This is a genomic window from Paraburkholderia polaris (assembly GCF_012927345.1).
In the GTDB taxonomy this organism is placed as follows: Bacteria; Pseudomonadota; Gammaproteobacteria; order Burkholderiales; family Burkholderiaceae; genus Paraburkholderia; species Paraburkholderia polaris.
On record NZ_JABBGJ010000042.1, the window covers coordinates 82036 to 98118 of the forward strand.

The window sequence follows — 16083 nt, forward strand, 5'->3', positions numbered from 1 at the left end:
TGTATACGGACGATCCGGCGAAACCTTGAATGACGAGCGACACGACGGGCGCGTCCAACACATGGAGCGTGTCCGGCATGGCGTGCCGGATGCCTGCTCTTCGCTTATTTTCCGTGGCCTGTCGCTCAGGTGTACCGGTGCCGTTGGGCGGGCGCAAAGATATCACAACTCTGTGACAATTTGTGACATTTGAGGCATGCTGCGGCCATCTTGACCCGATGCAAATCATGAGTAATCCGACCCGATCTTCTTCTGCCCCCTCAGAGGCTTGTGCAGCGGCCCAGACCTCTACACCGTTGCCTGCCAAACGCAGCGGTCCTTTACGGGCGCTGTTTGCGCTGCGGCACTCGTGCGACGGCATGATTGCGACGTTACGCGAGGAAAGCGCGTTTCGCCAGGAGGTTGCGCTGGCGGCGATCTTGCTTCCTTGCGCGCTATTGCTGCCAGTTAGCGCGATCGAGCGGGTATTGCTGATCGTTTCCGTGCTGCTGGTACTGCTGGTGGAGTTGTTGAATTCGAGCATCGAGGCCGCGATCGATCGTATTTCGCTCGAACGGCACGCGTTGTCGAAGCGTGCCAAGGACTGCGGCAGTGCGGCGGTGACGATGGCGCTGCTGATCTGCGCGGTGACGTGGGGCGTATTGTGCGGGCCGCTGGTTTATCACTGGCTTCGCGCGCAGATATGAGCCGCTGTATGGCCGGCCTGGCGGTCTCGCGAATACCCTGCGCCTGATTTCTATGTAATGCGTATTGATCGTTTGCGTGCGGATCGATGGAAGGCGCAAACGTTAGCGCATGGCGAAAGTCCAAGTTTCCGGTTTGTCTTCGGCGGTTGTCTGGGCTCTTCTGGTGTTGGCTTTTCCTTGAATAGACCAATAACAGATCAAGGAAAGGCCAACGCCATAAGCGAACAAAAAAAGCCGCCGCCCAAGGCAAAAAACGCCACCTAAAACACCCCCATCAACCTGGACAGCGCCGAAACATACTCCCCGTACAGGGGATCACTCTTAACCTGATCAGGCTCCCGCGGCCGCGGCAAATCGATCTTCATATCGTGAACCACCCTCCCCGGCCGCTCAGACATCACTAACACCCGATCCGACAAGAACACCGCTTCGTGAATGCTATGAGTAACAAGCAAAACCGTCAGGGTGCTCTGCTGCCAGATCCGCAAAAGCTCAACATTCAACCGATCCCGCGTCAACGCATCCAGCGCCCCAAACGGCTCATCCATCAACATCACCCGCGGCTCGAGCAACAGAATCTGCCCAATTGCGGCACGCTGCCTCATCCCGCCGGACAGTTCATGCGGGTACCGGTCGGCAAATGCCGTCAACCCCAAGGTCTCGAGCAACGCAGGAAGCCGCTGCTCCACCTGCGCCTTCGGCAGATTCCTCAACTTCGCGCCTAACCGGATATTCGCGCCAACGGTCAGCCAGGGCAGCATATTGCTCGTCTGAAACACCACGCCAATGTCCGGCACCGGCGCGGAAATGGGCTCGGCACCCAGCAGAATCCGCCCGCCATCGCATGGCACAAGTCCCGCCACCATCCGCAGCAAGGTGCTCTTGCCGCAACCGCTCGGCCCGAGAATCGAGACGAACTCGCCCTGGCGAATCTGCATCGAGACATCGTCGAGCGCGCTGAACGCCCCCGCCCCGCCCCGCGCGGCGAATCGCTTGCCGACCTTCTCGACGGAAATCAGCGCGGGCGCCGCTTCGTCGCGATGCAAGGGGTGAACCTGTGCGCCGGTTGCCGCGGCGCGCTGCACGATACGCAACTTGTCGACTAATGCCATCAGACCGTCACTCCTCTCCACCAGACACCGCGCGAAACCAGTTCGACGGCCCAGTAAAACAGCATCGCCAGTACCGTCACCATCAGGATCGCCGCGAACGACAACGCAGTCTGTGCGTTCGATGTCGCGAACACGATCAGATGCCCCAACCCCGACTCGGAACCGATGAACTCACCCACAATCGCGCCGATTACCGCCAATGGCATCGCGATCTTCAAACCGTCGATCAATGCCGGCAACGCGGCGGGCAAACGCAAGTGCCAGAAGGTCTTCGCCTGCGACGCACCGAGCGCCCGAAAATGCTCATCCAGATTGCGCGGCACGCCGGCCAGGCCACCCATCGTCGCGATCACGATCGGGAAGAACGCGAACAGCACGGCCGCCGCCAGCTTCGAGGCAAAGCCATAGCCGAACCACACGATCAGCAACGGCGCGAGCGCGATCTTCGGCATGCTTTGCAACGCGGTGACGAGCGGAAACAGCGTGCGCCGCGCGATGCTCGACATGCTCGCCAGCAAACCGATCGCCAGACCGCCGATCAGCGCCAGCGCGAAACCGGCGAACACTTCCCACGCGGTCGCCAATGTATCGGACAGCAACTGCCCGCGCATTTCCCAACCGGCCGCAAAGACCTGCGATAGCGCCGGCAACACATATTCGCGCGTGCCCGTCCAACGCACGCCGAATTCCCAGATCAAGCCAATCACGATCCAGAACGAGACGGTTTCGATCAATCGCTTCATGAGGGTTCCGAATTATTCTTGATCGGATGAATCGGCTTTCGCTGAATCTTGCGGAGCGCTCGACGCCGTATTCTGCGCCGCTGCCTGCGCCGTTTTTTGTGCCACCAGATGCGGTGGCGGCGGCACGACAAAACGTTCGAAGCGGTACTGGTCGAACGATTCGATCGTGCGCTCCCACACCTGCGGCTCGTGTGCGTCGCGTTCGCCGATCTGTGTCATCTCGCAGTACACCTCGACGTTATTGCCATCCGGGTCCTTGAAGACCAGAAACAGATTGTTGCCCGGACCGTGCCGGCCAATGCCACGCACGATCTCGACGCCATGCTCCTGCAATACCTTCACCGAGCGTTCCATCTCCTCGTAGCTGTCGATCAGATACGAAAAGTGCTCGAGGCCGGGGCGCGAATAGCGCGGCAGATCGTTGAAGTCGGCGGAATCTTTCGGCAGTTGCGCGAGCGCGAGATCGTGGTGATCGCTGCCGGCGCGCAGAAACACCATCTGGTCGCCGATCCAGTCCGATACTTTGAGGCCTAGCACGTCGGTATAAAACTGCGCGGATTTCTTGATGTCGCGCACCATCAGCACCATGTGTCCAAGCCGCTTCGGACGCAAACTGTTCATTGCCTGTCTCCTGTGTCGACCAGAGTTAGCGCTTTAGCGCTTACTCTGGTCCCATACAAAGTTGTCGACCAGAGTTAGCGCTTTAGCTGTCGACTAGAGTTGGCGCTTTAGCGCTTACTCTAGTCCCATGCAAAGCACTTACTCTGGTCCCATACAAAGTTGTCGACCGGAGTTAGCGCTTTAGCTGTCGACTAGAGTTGGCGCTTCAGCGCTTACTCTAGTCCCATGCAAAGCACTTACTCTGGTCCCATGCCACGTAGTGGCGTTGCGCCCACGCCCCGCGCGGGCTGGTTGGAACGAACGCATTGTTTAAACGATGCGCTCACTCCCGAACGGGGTTTATTCGACAAACTTATTCGTATAGAGATCGGCCGCCTTCACCTTCGCACCGGTGCCGAACGCACGCGACACGAACGCAGCGGTCGCATCCATGCGAGCGGGACGCAGCCAGCCGGTCTTGTGTTGCGCGGGATCGTCGGTAATCAGGCCGTTGGTTTCGACGATCTGCTGCAACAGGATCGCCTTGTCGAGCACCGGATAGAGCCCACCAATCGCATCGGCGGCTTCCTGCGGATGCTCGCGCATCAACGCATAGCCACGATATGTCGCGGTGACAAAACGTTTGACCACGTCGGGATGCTGAGCAACGAATGTATCGGTGGTCACGATGCCGTTGCCCATCATATCCAGACCAAAGTCCCGGTAGTAGACTTTGCCGAGCTGCTGCCCGGCCCGCTTCGCCAACGCAGCCTGCACCGGCAGGCTCGCGCCTTCCCAGCACTCGGACAGGTCGATGCGCTTTTGCAGCAGCGCGGTATTGATCACGGCCGGATCGAGGCGCACGGTCTTGATCGCATCGGGCGCCATGCCGTTCTGCTTGAGCCATGCGGGCATAATGTTCTGCACCGGCGAGGCCCCACCGCCGCCGAGCGTCATCCCCGACAAATCCTTCAGTGTGTTCACCTTGAAGCCGGGCCGCTCGAGATAGCACATCGCCCCCGGCCAGCGCGTATTGATCGCGCCGACCATCATCGCATGGCCGCCATGCGCGCGGTTCAGCATCACGCTGACAGGGTCACCGTAACCGAACTCGAACAGGCCCTCATCCACTTCATTGACGGTGCGCTGCCCGCCGTAGCCACGCATCACGCTGACGTCGAGACCCGCGTCACGGTAGTAACCCTTCGCCTGCGCCAGCAGGATGCCACCGGTGCTGCCCTGCGGCAGCCACGCCAGATTGACGCGCACCGTATCGGCCGCGTGCGCGCTCGTGAAAAGCGCCGTGGCGGCCAAGGCAACCGCGCTCAACGCAGCCTGCTGCTTCAGTGGCTGAACCAGCCGTCGTACCGCGCGCCGTATCCGCTGCAACATGTCGTGTTTCCCGTCTATGAGTGGAATGAGTGGATGGCGCGGCGAGCGTGCTTCCGCTCAGCCGGCGACCAGCGGATTCTCGATCGAGCCGATCCCGTCGATCGAAGCGACCATCACGTCGCCCGCCTTCAGATAAATGCCGCGCCCCATGCCGACGCCGGTCGGTGTGCCCGTCGCGATCAGATCGCCCGGCTGCAGCGTGAGGATCGTCGATAAATATTCGATCTGCTCGGCGATGTTGAAAATCATCCCGGACGTGTTGCCGTCCTGCATCATTTCGCCGTTCACCGCGAGACGCATGCGCAGATTCTGCGGCTCGGCGATGCACGCACGCGGCACGAACCAGGGGCCGAGCGGACCAAAGGTATCGAAACTCTTGCCGCGAAACCAGTCGTGTTTGAACGGATAGTCGGTGCGGCGATTCAGGTCGCGCGCGCTGACGTCGTTGAGAATCGTATAGCCGGCGATGTAGTCGTAAGCGTCTTCTTTGGCGATGTGGCGGCCGGTCCTGCCGATCACCACGGCCAGTTCCACTTCCCAGTCGACCCGCTCCGCGTGCGGCGGAATCACCACGTTGGCAAGGGTCGGCACTACGCTCGTTTCGGCCTTCATGAACATGTACGGCGTGCTTTCCTCACGCGGCGCCAGTTCGGTGCCCATCTCCTGCGCGTGTTCGTAGTAGTTCGACGCCGCCGCGAAAATACGCCGCGGCTGGTACGGCACACACAGCGTGTGGCCGGCGAGCGGCGCGACGTCGAGCGTGCCCGCCTCGATCGCGCGCGCCGCGGCTTCGAGCCGTTCGACCGTGGCCGCGCCGCCGGCCTCCCAACCGGCAATCAACGTGCCGACATCGGCAAGCGGCGCCGCTGAAGCGGTTTGCTTCAACGCCGCTTGTGCGTCGTACAGCGTGCCGCCGACCGCCAGGCCGGTGGCCGTGCGGCCATTCAATTCATAAGTTGCGATACCAAACCAGGTCACGTATTGCCTCGCTTTTTGTGTTTGTAGGGGGTTAGTTAGCTGCTGTCGAGGATTTAGTAATTCGTATACATTAAGTAATCTGTGTATTTTTATTAAAATCCTCGTATACACCAATCAGGGCGTGAACACGTTCGCGCGTACACTGCATGGGCCTGCAAAGGCCAGATATGCGCGGTGGCGATTGAGGCGGTTGGGCCGCTGGCGCATAATGGGGCCGCTTGCTCACGGTTTCGCTCAACCCACCACCATGACGATGACGACGCTCTCCTCCAAGATCTACCGACTGCTGTGCGACGAGATCATCGACGGCACGCTTGAACCGGGCCAGAAGCTCGAAGAAGCCGCGCTCGCCGAACGCTTCAACGCCTCGCGCACACCGATCCGCGAAGCACTGCGCGAACTCGCTGCGCGCGGCATGGTCGAGCTGACCCCGCGCAAGGGCGTGGTGGTCGCTCAGTTCAGCATCGACGAACTGGCTGACATGCTCGAAGCGATGTGCGAACTCGAAGCCCTGTGCTGCCGGTTGAGCGCGCAGCGTATGAGCCTCGTCGAGAAGAAACAGCTCGAAGAGCTCCAGACCGAAATGAACGCCGCGATCGCGCGCGGCGATGAAACGGAGTACTTCCAGCTCAATCGCGAATTCCACGAACTGATCTGCAAGGGCGCGCAAAGCAAATCGCTGGCGTCGATCATGTCCGTACAGCGGCAGCGTCTGGCGGGCTTTCGCGCCGCGCAGCCGGCTTCGCCGTCGCGCTTCGAAGCAGCAACCGACGAGCATCGCGAGATCGTCTCCGCGATCCTCAACTCCGAACCGGAACGTGCGTACAACGCAATGCGCGACCACACGGCACGCCTGTCGATCGTCGTGCTCGGCCGGCTCAAGCGCCAGCGTACCGAGCGCGAGAACGCCTGAGTCGTTGCGCGCGCTGTGTCGCTGCGATCGCAGCATACTCACGCGGTCACCCCTGCAAGCGATGCCATCGACGGCATCGAAAAATCCAACGCCTGAAGCTGCTGCAACAGCGCGCCGGACTGCGCCGGATTCATCGGCGTGAGCGGCGGGCGCACGTGAGCCCATTCGGGATCGTTCGCGAAGTGCGCGACAATGCTTTTCAAAGCAGGGATCATCGGTTGCGCTTGCACAGCCAGGCGAACCGTCGCGACCTTGCCCTCCCACACCGCCCTTTCTTCCAGCGTCGCCGCGTTCAGCAGACTCGCAATGGCATGCGGCTGAATATTCGCCGTCGCCGAAATGCAGCCGGCCGCGCCCAGCGGCAGCGCTTTGCCGAGCAAGGCCTCAGAAGCGGGAAACACCGCGAAACCGGGAAACTTCTCCAGCATCGCCGCGGTGTTAGCCCAGTCGCCTGAACTATCCTTGATGCCTACCGCCGTTTGCGGATACGCCGCGACCAGGCGTTCGATCAGCGTGTGCGTGATCGGCACGCCGGTGAACTGCGGGATGTGATACAGCAGTACGCGCAACTGATCTGAGCCGACTGCCTGGATCACGTCGGAGTAGTACGCGAACAGACCGTCGTCGCTAACGCCTTTATAGAAGAACGGCGGCAGCATCAACGCGCCTGCGCAACCCGCTTCGGTGGCGTGACGCGTCAACGCGATCGCGTCGGGCAATGCGCATGCGCCAGTGCCCGGCAACATCTGTGCGGGGTCAATGCCGGCTTCGAGCACCTGATCCAGCAACGCGTGACGTTCGGCAAGACTCAGCGAGTTGGCTTCGCTATTCGTGCCGAACAGCGCGAGCCCGGCGCCCTGCCCGACGAGCCACTGGCAGAACGCGACGAAACGCGGCGCATCGATACCCAGCCCGCCGGTGAACGGCGTAACAACCGGCGCGAATACACGCGGCTTTGCAAAAGCAGACGGATAGCTGATGGACATGCGGATCTCCTGATTGACTGGACAAATAGACGTGGACGATCACGCGCTGAAAAAGTCGAGCATCGCGTCGCCTAACAGCGTCTCGCCCGAATCGAAATGCGCGACGACGGACGTGTGGTTGTGCCGCAGCATCTGCATGAAGCGCGGTGCGCGTTTCGGCGCAGCATCACCGGCGCGTTGACGCGCTTGCAGTACGCGCTCGAAGAAAGCCGCGCCGTAGACGTCCAGATAAGGGTTTTCGTATTCGGCGACGACCACCATCAGCGGCGCGTCGAAATGCGCCGCATGGGTCAGCGGCGAACGCGCGGCGTAGCGTGTTTCGTCCGTGCCGAAATAGGCGCGCACGCCTGCTGCGTTCGGGTTGTCGGGAAGCACGTCGGCCGCGAGCCGTGCGCTGATCAGTACCGCACCGGCAACGGCCGAAGCGCTTTCACGCGATCCGGCAAACAATGGATCGCACAGATACGTGGCGACATGCGCGCCGCCCGCCGAATGCCCAACCAGAAAGATCCGCTGCGGATTGCCGCCGAATTCGGCGGCATGTTTCAGTGCCCACGCCAAAGCAGCAGCGACGTCGTCTGCGCCGGCGGGATACGGCGCTTCAGGCGCGAGCCGGTATTCGACGTTCAGCGCGACGCAGCCCTGCCGTGCGAACCAGCGCGACACGTTGTCGTAGATGAGTCCGTTGAAGCTCTTGGTGCCGCGTAAAAACGCACCGCCGTGGACGAACAGCACGACATCGGCGTCGCCCTTCTGCCTCGTTTGCGCAGAAGCAAACACATCCAGACGCTGCCGCTCATGGCTGCCGTACGCGACATCGCGCGCCACCTCGAACGACTCCCCTACGTCCCGTGCGGCAGCTACCAAAGGGGAATACGCGTCGATCACCAGATCGCGATGCGTATTGATATCGCGCCCCCAGACCGGCCCGATCTGCGCAAAGCGCTGCCTGAGCGTGGCGGAAAGACTACCCAACGGTTCCTGCAAGGTGCGCATCGGTGGTCCTCATACAGTGCAGCGAGTCGGCGCTAGCGGCGGCGACCGGCGTATGAGAACCATTCTGGTATATCAATTTGATTTTGTGTATACATTTCGTATCCGTAGTATACCTGGTGAAGTTGCGGACACACTTGATTCACAGTCACGACAACCCTCTCTACGCCGACAGGCGATTCACTTGCAGCTCAATCCCGGGTAGCCCCCGGGACAACCCAAGGACATCTCATGGACAAGCTCCGCCACATCGCGCTTTCGGTCGACGATCCCGAAGCCGCCGCGCAATTTTTCGAGCAGGCATTCGGCATGCGCCGCGCGGGCAACGCGATGCGCGGCATCTATATGACGGACGGCACGATGAACGTGGCGCTCCTCAACTTCAAGGACGAGACCGTCCCCGGTTACGCCGGCCTGAAGGACGTGCGTGGCGTGATCCACTTCGGCATGTGGGTGGACAGCGTCGAAGACACCGCGGCGCGCGTGGTCGCGGCGGGCGGCACCTATCTGACGGGACGCCACGAAAAAGATCCGAACGTGTTCTACGAAGTGAAGTACCGGATGCCCGACGGCACCGTGTTCGATATCACCGAAAACGGCTGGAAAGGCGCGGTGAAGGAAGTGGCGCCTGCCGCGCAAGCCGCCGATCCACAATCATGAGCGCGGCCCTGAGCGCAAACACGGACGGCAAGCATGTGCTGGCGCTGATCGCGCTGCCCGACGCGACACTCGATGCGCTGCGGCGCGGCTACACGCTTCACTATCATCCCGATGGTTGGGGCGAGGCCTTGTCAGCCGGCGTCGATCCAGTGAACGTGCGCGCGGCGGTGACCAACGGCTCGACCGGTTTGTCCGGCGCGCAGATGGCCGCGCTGCCCGCGCTGGAGATCGTCAGCGCGTTCGGTGCGGGCTACGAGAACGTCGACATGGCCGCCGCCACCCGGCGCGGCATCGTGGTGACCCATGCGCCCGGCGCGAATGCGGCGACCGTCGCCGATCACGCCATCGGCCTGCTGCTCGCGCTCGCACGCGGCTATGCGCCACTTACCGAGGCAGTGCGCGCCGGCCGTTGGCGCGCCTCACGCGCCGAGCGGCCCACGCTGACGGGGGCACGCCTGGGGCTGCTTGGGATGGGACGCATCGGCAGGCTGATTGCGGCACGCGCGCAGGGTTTCGATATGACGCTTGGTTATCACGGACGGCAGCCGCATGCCGATGCGCCAGGCCGCTACTACGCGGATCTCACCGAGCTGGCCGCCGACAGTGATTTTCTTGTGATCGCCTGCAACGGCGGCGCCGCCACGAAGCATCTGGTCAATCGCGAGGTGCTGCAAGCGCTGGGGCCGAATGGCTACGTGGTGAATGTGTCGCGTGGATCCGTGCTCGACACGCAGGCGTTGATCGACGCCCTCGCTCACGCCGCGATCGCCGGCGCCGGACTCGACGTGATCGAAGACGAACCCGAGGTCCCGGCCGCCCTGCTCGATCATCCCGACGTGCTCATCACCCCGCACATCGCGGGCCGCTCGCCCGCTTCCATGATCGCGCAGCGAGACGCATTGCTCGCCAGTCTGGCCCAGCACTTCGCGCACACACCCATCGAATTCGCGGTGCGCGCTGCCTGAAACGTGGCGGCGCAGCTTCGCGCCGCCACCTGACGCTTCATTGCTGTCTCGTTGCTGTCTCGTTGCTGTCTCGTTGCCGCCTCGTTGTCGCCTCGTTGTCGCCTCGTTGTCGCCCTCGTTGCCGCCTTGCTGATGTCCCACTGATGTCTTGCTGTTCCCTCGTTGTTCCCAACTGCACAAGAGGATCCGCCATGAACGTTCGATCGTTGGGCGCGCTCGCGCTCAGTTGCGCCGCCGCATGGGGACTCGCGTCCCACGCCGTTAAAGCGCAAACGTCTGTCACGCTGTATGGGCTCGTCGGGCTCGATATCGCCAGCACCAAACGGAGCAACGGGCCGCCCGCCGCCATCGCCGAACAGAGTCCGGGATTGACGGCGCCTTACTGGGGTATCCGTGTCAATGAGGAACTCGGCGCCGGCTATCGCGCGATCGCCGTGCTCGAGAGCTTCTTTCAGCCCACCAACGGCGGCATCGGCCGCACCGCCGCCGATCCGTTCTGGGGACGCAATTCGTACGTCGGTATCGCCGGGCCGTTTGGACGCGTGACGCTCGGCCGGCATACCAATCTGCTCTACCTCGCCGAGCAGGCGGTCAATCCGTTTCAGGCGTCGATCCTATTCTCACCACTGGTCATGCAGACCTTCACCGCGCCGTACGGCGGCAGCATTGCAGGCGATACCGTCTGGAACAACGGCATCCAGTACACCAGCCCCAATCTGAACGGACTGACCACCACCGCGGTGTATGCGCCGGGCGGTTTCGCGGGCGCGGACGGCACTTACAACGCCGCACTCTCGACGCTCTATGCGGGCGGTTCGCTCACTGCTGTCGCGACCGTACAACGCACACGCGTAGTCGCCGGTGTGGCGTCGCCGACACAGAACGCGTACATCGTCGGCGCTGCCTATGATTTTTCGCTCTTCAAGCTGTATGGCGCATTGCAAGGCCTGCGTACCGATTCGACCGACATTGGCGCGCACACCTACGAAGCCGGCCTCTCGGTACCGCTGACATCGCAACTCAGCGCACTCGGCGAATGGGCGTACACGCGCCGCAGCGCGTCGAAAAACGCCGTGACTGGCCGCAATACCGGCTCCGCGGGCCTCGACTACTTCCTGTCCAAACGCACCGATCTGTACCTGCTGAGCGTCTACGACAAGCTATCCGGCTCTGCCACCGCGATGACGTATGCAGCCGGAATCCGGCATCTGTTTTGACGCGCGATGCCATCCGGGTCAACCCGCTATAACTAAACCGCTGTTTTGTATAAAAAAATAAAGCTCGGAATCCAAATTTTGCCGTGGGTATAATTTTTCACGGTTTGTGTATACACGACAGAAAAAGGACGTAACCGCGGCTGTCGCGCGCGACGACAGCACTCTCTACCACACGAAAAGAACAACGATCTGTTTGGAGATTGAATGAAAAGGAAAGCACTCGTGTCAGGCGCCGTCATGCTTGCATGCGCCGGGGCACACGCTCAGTCGAGCGTCTGGCTGTCGGGATATGTCGACCTGAACATCGAACATCTGATTTCTTCCGGCTCCGGCGGAAACATGACTCGCATGTCGAGCGGCGGTCTGAACAACTCCCGCTTCAACTTGAGTGGCGTCGAAGATCTGGGCGGCGGCAATAAGGCCGTATTCACCGTCGAACCGATGTTCTCCGCGAATACCGGCGTGCAGTCGACGCAGTTCCGCCAGTCGTTCGTGGGCCTGAAAGGCAACTGGGGCGAAGTGACGATGGGGCGGCAATTCACGCCGTCGTACTGGATTGCGGGCTACGCCGATCCGAGCTGGGCTGCCGACTTCAGTATGGTCAACAACATGGAGTTCTTCTACGCGTCGTATCGCGTGGATAACGCGATCCAGTACAAGACGCCGACTTTCTACGGCTTCACCGGCCGGATCATGGCGACGACCGGCGTGGGCGACAGCACCCGCGCGGGGCGTTTCCTGAGCACCAGTATCGAATATCGGCAGGGGCCGATTTTCGCCGGCGCTGTGAGCGAGTTGCAGTACACGCGCAATATCTTCAAGCCGTCACAGATCCTCTCGTCGCGCGACAACTATTTCTCTGCCGTCTACAGGTTCGGCGGTTTCGAGCCGACGCTGATCTATCACACGTACAACGGCTACTACGCGTATCCGCCGTACGTCGCGTTCAATTCGCAGGGATGGGACGTGCAGGTCGGCGCACGCTGGAATATTGATGGACGCAATCGCCTGTACCTCAGCGTGGTGCATCGTCACGACGACAACAACACCAGCATTGCCAGCGCGACCGGCGAAGTGATCGGCTACATCTACGGTTTATCGAAACGGACCGACCTGTATGCGACCTTCGCGCACGTTCAGCATCAGCACGACGTGCCGATCCCCTATCCGGTCACGTTCCAGGAGTATCCGAACGGTGGACAGAATCCGAGCGGCTTCCAGTTCGGGATTCGTCACGCGTTCTAATATAAAAAGGAGGAAGCCAATGCTTCGCAAACGCAATCTGAAATCCACTCTCGCAACAGGCGTCCTGTTGACTTTCGTGTCCGCAGCGGCTTGTGCTGCCACGGAAGGTGCGCCGGCTGCAGCCGCATCGGACAGTGCAGCCTCCGCTGCACAGGTTACGCCCGGCACGCCGAATGTTAAGGATCCCTACCTCGCCCAGTGGCTGCGCCTCACGCCCGACCGCCGGCCTGTCCCGCTCAAGCCGGGTGTCGACTATGGCATGGACCCGGCAACCGGCCAGTTCGTGTGGCCGAAGGCTACCCCCGAAGTGCACCAGGGCCAGCACTTCCCGGGTGAAATGACCACGTGGGACAAAAAGAGCTATGCCAAGGACGTGAAGGTTCTGGCCTTCTATCCCCTCGTCGATTCGCCCTTCCACGCCTGGAACAATATTGCCGACTTCGACGGGCGCCGTTACCTCTATATCCACGACCGCGACTATTTGCGGATCATGGACGTCACCGATCCCGCCAACGGCAAGGTCGTTTTTTCGCAGGGTGGCACGTGGGGACCGAAGGGACCGACCGAGAAGTTCGACCCGAACAATGTGCAAGACTATCTCGGCGGCGCCACCATCGTGTGGAGCAAGAAGCTTGGCAAGCCGGTGTTGGTCGCCTCATTCGAAATCGGCCGCTACGGCCTGATGACCGACAAGAGCGAGCAGCCTGACAAGGTCGAAGCACAGCGCCACTACAACTCGCTCAAGGGCTTCAAGGTCTTCGAAATGGACGGCCCCCTGCCGAGCCAATGGAAGCTGATCGCAACGCGTACGACTGACTATAAGCATCCCGATGCGCCGATCGGTCAGCAGCAGGGTTCGGGATCGCTCGACGCACCCGAATATTACGGTGGCAAGTACATGATCCTGTCGGCCGCACCGGACGACAGCTACGCTCTGACTGAATACCCGAACTACCTGTATTCACCGGGTTATCAGGTCTGGGACATGTCGGATCCCGCGAATCCGAAGTTCGTCTCGCAGATCTCGGTGCCCGGGCAAAAACTCGGCAATGAAGCCGACGAACAGGCTTATCTGACCAATCCGCGTGCCGGCAACCGCACCTCGTGGATGGGCTCGCGTATTCCGATCTTCTTGCCAAAGCCGTTGGAACAAGGCGGCAAGATCGGCTTCGGCGCAATGGGCGGCCTGGGTCTTTATTCGTTCGACCTGTCCAACCCGGCGAAGCCGAAAGTGCTCGGCAATGTGAATACCGCGCCGAGCTTTGCCGGCACCGAGTACGACAACGCCGACGTCAGCCAGTACGAACGCACGGGTTTCGTGCTGACAAGCGGCTACCCGATGAACCGTGATTGCTATGAGCCGTACAAGGACATTTTCGTTGTCGACGCGCGCGATCCGTCGCATCTGAAGGTCGCGGGCAAGCTGCCACAGCCGACAGCGCCAGAAGGCGCGCCGTTCACGAGTTTCTGCCAGCGCGGCGGCAACTTCGGTCCGAAGCGTTCGAACGCGATTGGTCAGCCGGGGGGCTCGCGTCAGGGCGTGATTCCGTATTCGTTCTATAACGCCGGCGTGCAGATTTTCGACGTGCGCAATCCGGAGAAGCCGACCATCGCTGGGTATTTCGTTCCGGCGCTGGCGGACGAGAGCGAGCTGCCGAGTTATACCCTCGGCAAAGGCGTGCTGGCGATTTATACCGAGTACGACCGCAACATCATTTGGGCCTTTACTGAGAATGGGGCTTATGCGTTGTCGACGCCGCTGTTGGGCAAGCCGGTGATTGGTGCTCCGGCCAAGCCGTGGCCGCCGCGGTAACGCGATTGGATTTCTTCATTCTTCATGTTTGTTTTTGATTGTTGAGCGCTTTGCCCCGCCGGCGGTTTTTGTCGGTGGGGTTTTTTGTTTTTTATTGGGGTGGAATTGTGAGAGGGATCGTTTTATTTGCTGCGCTGGCTGGGGGGTTGTGCGGGAGTTCTTTTGCTGCGGCGCCGGGGGGTGGCATTGCTACCGCTGGTGGCATTTCTGCTAGCGAGCAGACTTGTCGCGCTTGTCATACTCTGGATACGACCAAGGTCGGGCCGCCGTTCAGGGCTATCGCCGAGCGGTATCGGGGAGATTCGGATGCGGTCGCGAAGCTTAAGAAGAGTATGTTGGAAGGGAGCTCAGGGAAGTGGAATACCGGGGCACAGATGCCGGCCAATGCGATTTCTGACGCTGACGCGGAGAGGTTTGCTCGTTGGATTTTGGGGGTTAAATAAGGGGCGGGGTTTTGCCTTTGGCGGCGGCATGGGGTTTATTTGATGTCTGTGTCTGTGCGGTGCTTTGTTTTCTGTATGCCTACGGCGTTGGGCTTTGCTTGGTTTGGTTGCCTGCGTGGCGCTTTTTTCTGTGCTTTTATGGTGTTGGCCTTTCCTTGATTTGTTAGTGGTCTATTAGCGTTCGCCCCTGTGCGGGGCAGGCACTTACTTCTCTTTGCCGCCGCAAAGAGAAGTAAGCAAGAGAAAGCGGCTCAAACCGCTAATTCTAAGTGGGCACCGTTGCCTGGAACGGATAGTGGCTCCGTGGAATCCGGGCCCCCACAAGCTCCACCCGGAGTGACTAGGGGCTCATCAGCTCCCACTCCGCACTACGTGCGTCGCGGATGGGTCTGCATGGGAAACCAAGAGCTCCAGTTCAGATCTGCAGCGCGATCGGCTTCGCCTCGGCGAGGCAACTCCGTACTTCATGGGGAACCCACACCTTGAATGAAATGTCGGTGTGTCGCAGTCGCAGTCGCAGTCGCAGTCGCAGTCACAGTCACAGTCGCAACGGCAACGGCAACGGCAATGGCAATGGCAATGGCCGTGGCCGTGGCCGTGGCAGAGTTGATGTGTATTAGCTGGTACTCGACCGGTCAGCCAATGTCAGCGGAGATATCGTCCACTCCCGCCTATGGGAATGATTCTCCGGGGCGAGTCGAACCTCATGCCTGCGCCTCTGGCGCACCGCTTCGCGGCTCCGGGCTTGATCTTTTCCTCGCCCCGGAAAGGCAGCTATCAGGTCGGGAATGACGAAATGAACTGACACTGTCTGTTGAGTCAAGTGCTGCTGTCTACAGTTGATGCGACCGCGGGCCACGGTTCCGTGACAAAACGCGAGAGCCAAAACCTGGTGGTGGGTTTGTGAAGTACGCTTCGGCGCGCGCAGCGTCGCCGGAAGTATGACGCCCTTGTCACTCACGCCGAATGTGCGAGAACACAGATTCCAGATGCACCACTGCCCCCTCCAAGCCAGGGGACCCGCTTAGCAGGATTGGCTTGAGCCGCTTTCTTTGCTTACTTTCTTTGCGGCGGCGTAACTATTCAGCAGCCGGAAGCGGCGAAACGACGAATCCGGCGAAGCCCAAAGCCAGCGCATCGATCAGCGAACGGTTCTGTTTGCGCAGACTGGCAAGGTAGGAGCGGATCGTGCAGAACGCTTCCATGCCTGATACCGCACGGAAACACCCTGAGATTTTCTGTTTGAGCTTGGGCATGCGGATATCGCGTTCGGCCTGGTTGTTGTCGAACGGTACCCGGTGATCGGCAATGAAGCGCCACACCTGGCTCGCCTGCAT

At 61.0% G+C, this 16083-nt stretch carries 16 protein-coding genes; 8 read left to right on the forward strand and 8 right to left on the reverse strand.

Translation table 11 applies throughout. The features are described from left to right. The first annotated feature begins 218 nt into the window (after positions 1 to 218). A complete protein-coding gene (locus HHL24_RS32690) occupies positions 219 to 686 on the forward strand; it encodes a diacylglycerol kinase (RefSeq protein WP_230417652.1) in 468 nt (155 codons plus the stop codon). Between the two features lie 260 nt (positions 687 to 946). On the opposite strand, the gene HHL24_RS32695 is transcribed toward HHL24_RS32690, so the two are convergent. The 5 genes from HHL24_RS32695 to HHL24_RS32715 form a co-directional block, all read right to left on the reverse strand. Then, positions 947 to 1732: an ABC transporter ATP-binding protein gene (locus tag HHL24_RS32695; protein ID WP_230417653.1), complete on the reverse strand. Its 786-nt coding sequence runs from the start codon at positions 1730 to 1732 to the stop codon at positions 947 to 949. A 65-nt stretch (positions 1733 to 1797) separates the two neighbouring features. After that, positions 1798 to 2541, reverse strand: coding sequence for an ABC transporter permease (locus tag HHL24_RS32700; RefSeq protein ID WP_169489437.1), 744 nt, complete (start codon positions 2539 to 2541; stop codon positions 1798 to 1800). Positions 2542 to 2553: 12 nt separating this feature from the next. Beyond that, the gene (locus HHL24_RS32705; protein ID WP_169489438.1) at positions 2554 to 3162 is read right to left on the reverse strand and encodes a VOC family protein; all 609 of its coding nucleotides are present in this window, start codon (positions 3160 to 3162) and stop codon (positions 2554 to 2556) included. 339 nt (positions 3163 to 3501) lie between these two features. Beyond that, a complete protein-coding gene (locus tag HHL24_RS32710; RefSeq protein WP_169489439.1) occupies positions 3502 to 4533 on the reverse strand; it encodes an ABC transporter substrate-binding protein in 1032 nt (343 codons plus the stop codon). Positions 4534 to 4590: 57 nt separating this feature from the next. Then, positions 4591 to 5511 carry a fumarylacetoacetate hydrolase family protein gene (locus tag HHL24_RS32715; RefSeq protein WP_169489440.1) on the reverse strand — a complete coding sequence of 307 codons (921 nt, stop codon included), beginning with the start codon at positions 5509 to 5511 and terminating at the stop codon, positions 4591 to 4593. A 208-nt stretch (positions 5512 to 5719) separates the two neighbouring features. On the opposite strand from HHL24_RS32715, the gene HHL24_RS32720 reads away from it, so the two are divergent. After that, the gene (locus HHL24_RS32720; protein ID WP_230417654.1) at positions 5720 to 6424 is read left to right on the forward strand and encodes a GntR family transcriptional regulator; all 705 of its coding nucleotides are present in this window, start codon (positions 5720 to 5722) and stop codon (positions 6422 to 6424) included. Between the two features lie 38 nt (positions 6425 to 6462). On the opposite strand, the gene HHL24_RS32725 is transcribed toward HHL24_RS32720, so the two are convergent. Together HHL24_RS32725 and HHL24_RS32730 are read right to left on the reverse strand one after the other, a co-directional pair. Then, positions 6463 to 7410, reverse strand: a complete 948-nt coding sequence (locus HHL24_RS32725; RefSeq protein ID WP_169489441.1) for a dihydrodipicolinate synthase family protein — start codon at positions 7408 to 7410, stop codon at positions 6463 to 6465. 39 nt (positions 7411 to 7449) lie between these two features. Then, positions 7450 to 8406, reverse strand: a complete 957-nt coding sequence (locus tag HHL24_RS32730) for an alpha/beta hydrolase (RefSeq protein WP_169489442.1) — start codon at positions 8404 to 8406, stop codon at positions 7450 to 7452. Between the two features lie 228 nt (positions 8407 to 8634). Between HHL24_RS32730 and HHL24_RS32735 the strand changes: the two genes are divergently transcribed. The 6 genes from HHL24_RS32735 to HHL24_RS32760 all read left to right on the forward strand — a co-directional run bounded on the left by HHL24_RS32735 (position 8635) and on the right by HHL24_RS32760 (position 14746). Beyond that, on the forward strand, positions 8635 to 9063 hold the full coding sequence (locus tag HHL24_RS32735; RefSeq protein WP_169489443.1) for a VOC family protein: 429 nt from the start codon (positions 8635 to 8637) through the stop codon (positions 9061 to 9063). Further along, entirely contained in the window at positions 9060 to 10028 is a 969-nt protein-coding gene (locus HHL24_RS32740) for a 2-hydroxyacid dehydrogenase (RefSeq protein ID WP_169489444.1), read from the forward strand. Before HHL24_RS32735 ends, HHL24_RS32740 begins: the two co-directional genes overlap by 4 nt. Positions 10029 to 10219: 191 nt before the next feature. After that, positions 10220 to 11245, forward strand: coding sequence for a porin (locus HHL24_RS32745; protein WP_169489445.1), 1026 nt, complete (start codon positions 10220 to 10222; stop codon positions 11243 to 11245). Positions 11246 to 11449: 204 nt separating this feature from the next. Next, complete coding sequence (locus HHL24_RS32750; protein WP_169489446.1) at positions 11450 to 12490, forward strand: porin; 1041 nt, start codon at positions 11450 to 11452, stop codon at positions 12488 to 12490. A 19-nt stretch (positions 12491 to 12509) separates the two neighbouring features. Continuing rightward, positions 12510 to 14303, forward strand: a complete 1794-nt coding sequence (locus tag HHL24_RS32755; protein ID WP_169489447.1) for an LVIVD repeat-containing protein — start codon at positions 12510 to 12512, stop codon at positions 14301 to 14303. 107 nt (positions 14304 to 14410) lie between these two features. Next, complete coding sequence (locus HHL24_RS32760; RefSeq protein ID WP_329606777.1) at positions 14411 to 14746, forward strand: c-type cytochrome; 336 nt, start codon at positions 14411 to 14413, stop codon at positions 14744 to 14746. A 1079-nt stretch (positions 14747 to 15825) separates the two neighbouring features. Here HHL24_RS32760 and HHL24_RS32765 read toward each other — a convergent pair. Next, on the reverse strand, positions 15826 to 16083 hold a 258-nt coding region (locus HHL24_RS32765; RefSeq protein WP_169489448.1), incomplete at its 5' end, for an IS66 family transposase.

Coding starts and splice junctions, on each gene's coding strand:
- HHL24_RS32690 (WP_230417652.1), top strand. CDS start 219: ATGCAAATCATGAGTAATCCGACCCGATCTTCTTCTGCCCCCTCAGAG.
- HHL24_RS32700 (WP_169489437.1), bottom strand. CDS start 2,541: ATGAAGCGATTGATCGAAACCGTCTCGTTCTGGATCGTGATTGGCTTG.
- HHL24_RS32705 (WP_169489438.1), bottom strand. CDS start 3,162: ATGAACAGTTTGCGTCCGAAGCGGCTTGGACACATGGTGCTGATGGTG.
- HHL24_RS32710 (WP_169489439.1), bottom strand. CDS start 4,533: ATGTTGCAGCGGATACGGCGCGCGGTACGACGGCTGGTTCAGCCACTG.
- HHL24_RS32720 (WP_230417654.1), top strand. CDS start 5,720: ATGGGGCCGCTTGCTCACGGTTTCGCTCAACCCACCACCATGACGATG.
- HHL24_RS32725 (WP_169489441.1), bottom strand. CDS start 7,410: ATGTCCATCAGCTATCCGTCTGCTTTTGCAAAGCCGCGTGTATTCGCG.
- HHL24_RS32730 (WP_169489442.1), bottom strand. CDS start 8,406: ATGCGCACCTTGCAGGAACCGTTGGGTAGTCTTTCCGCCACGCTCAGG.
- HHL24_RS32735 (WP_169489443.1), top strand. CDS start 8,635: ATGGACAAGCTCCGCCACATCGCGCTTTCGGTCGACGATCCCGAAGCC.
- HHL24_RS32740 (WP_169489444.1), top strand. CDS start 9,060: ATGAGCGCGGCCCTGAGCGCAAACACGGACGGCAAGCATGTGCTGGCG.
- HHL24_RS32745 (WP_169489445.1), top strand. CDS start 10,220: ATGAACGTTCGATCGTTGGGCGCGCTCGCGCTCAGTTGCGCCGCCGCA.
- HHL24_RS32750 (WP_169489446.1), top strand. CDS start 11,450: ATGAAAAGGAAAGCACTCGTGTCAGGCGCCGTCATGCTTGCATGCGCC.
- HHL24_RS32755 (WP_169489447.1), top strand. CDS start 12,510: ATGCTTCGCAAACGCAATCTGAAATCCACTCTCGCAACAGGCGTCCTG.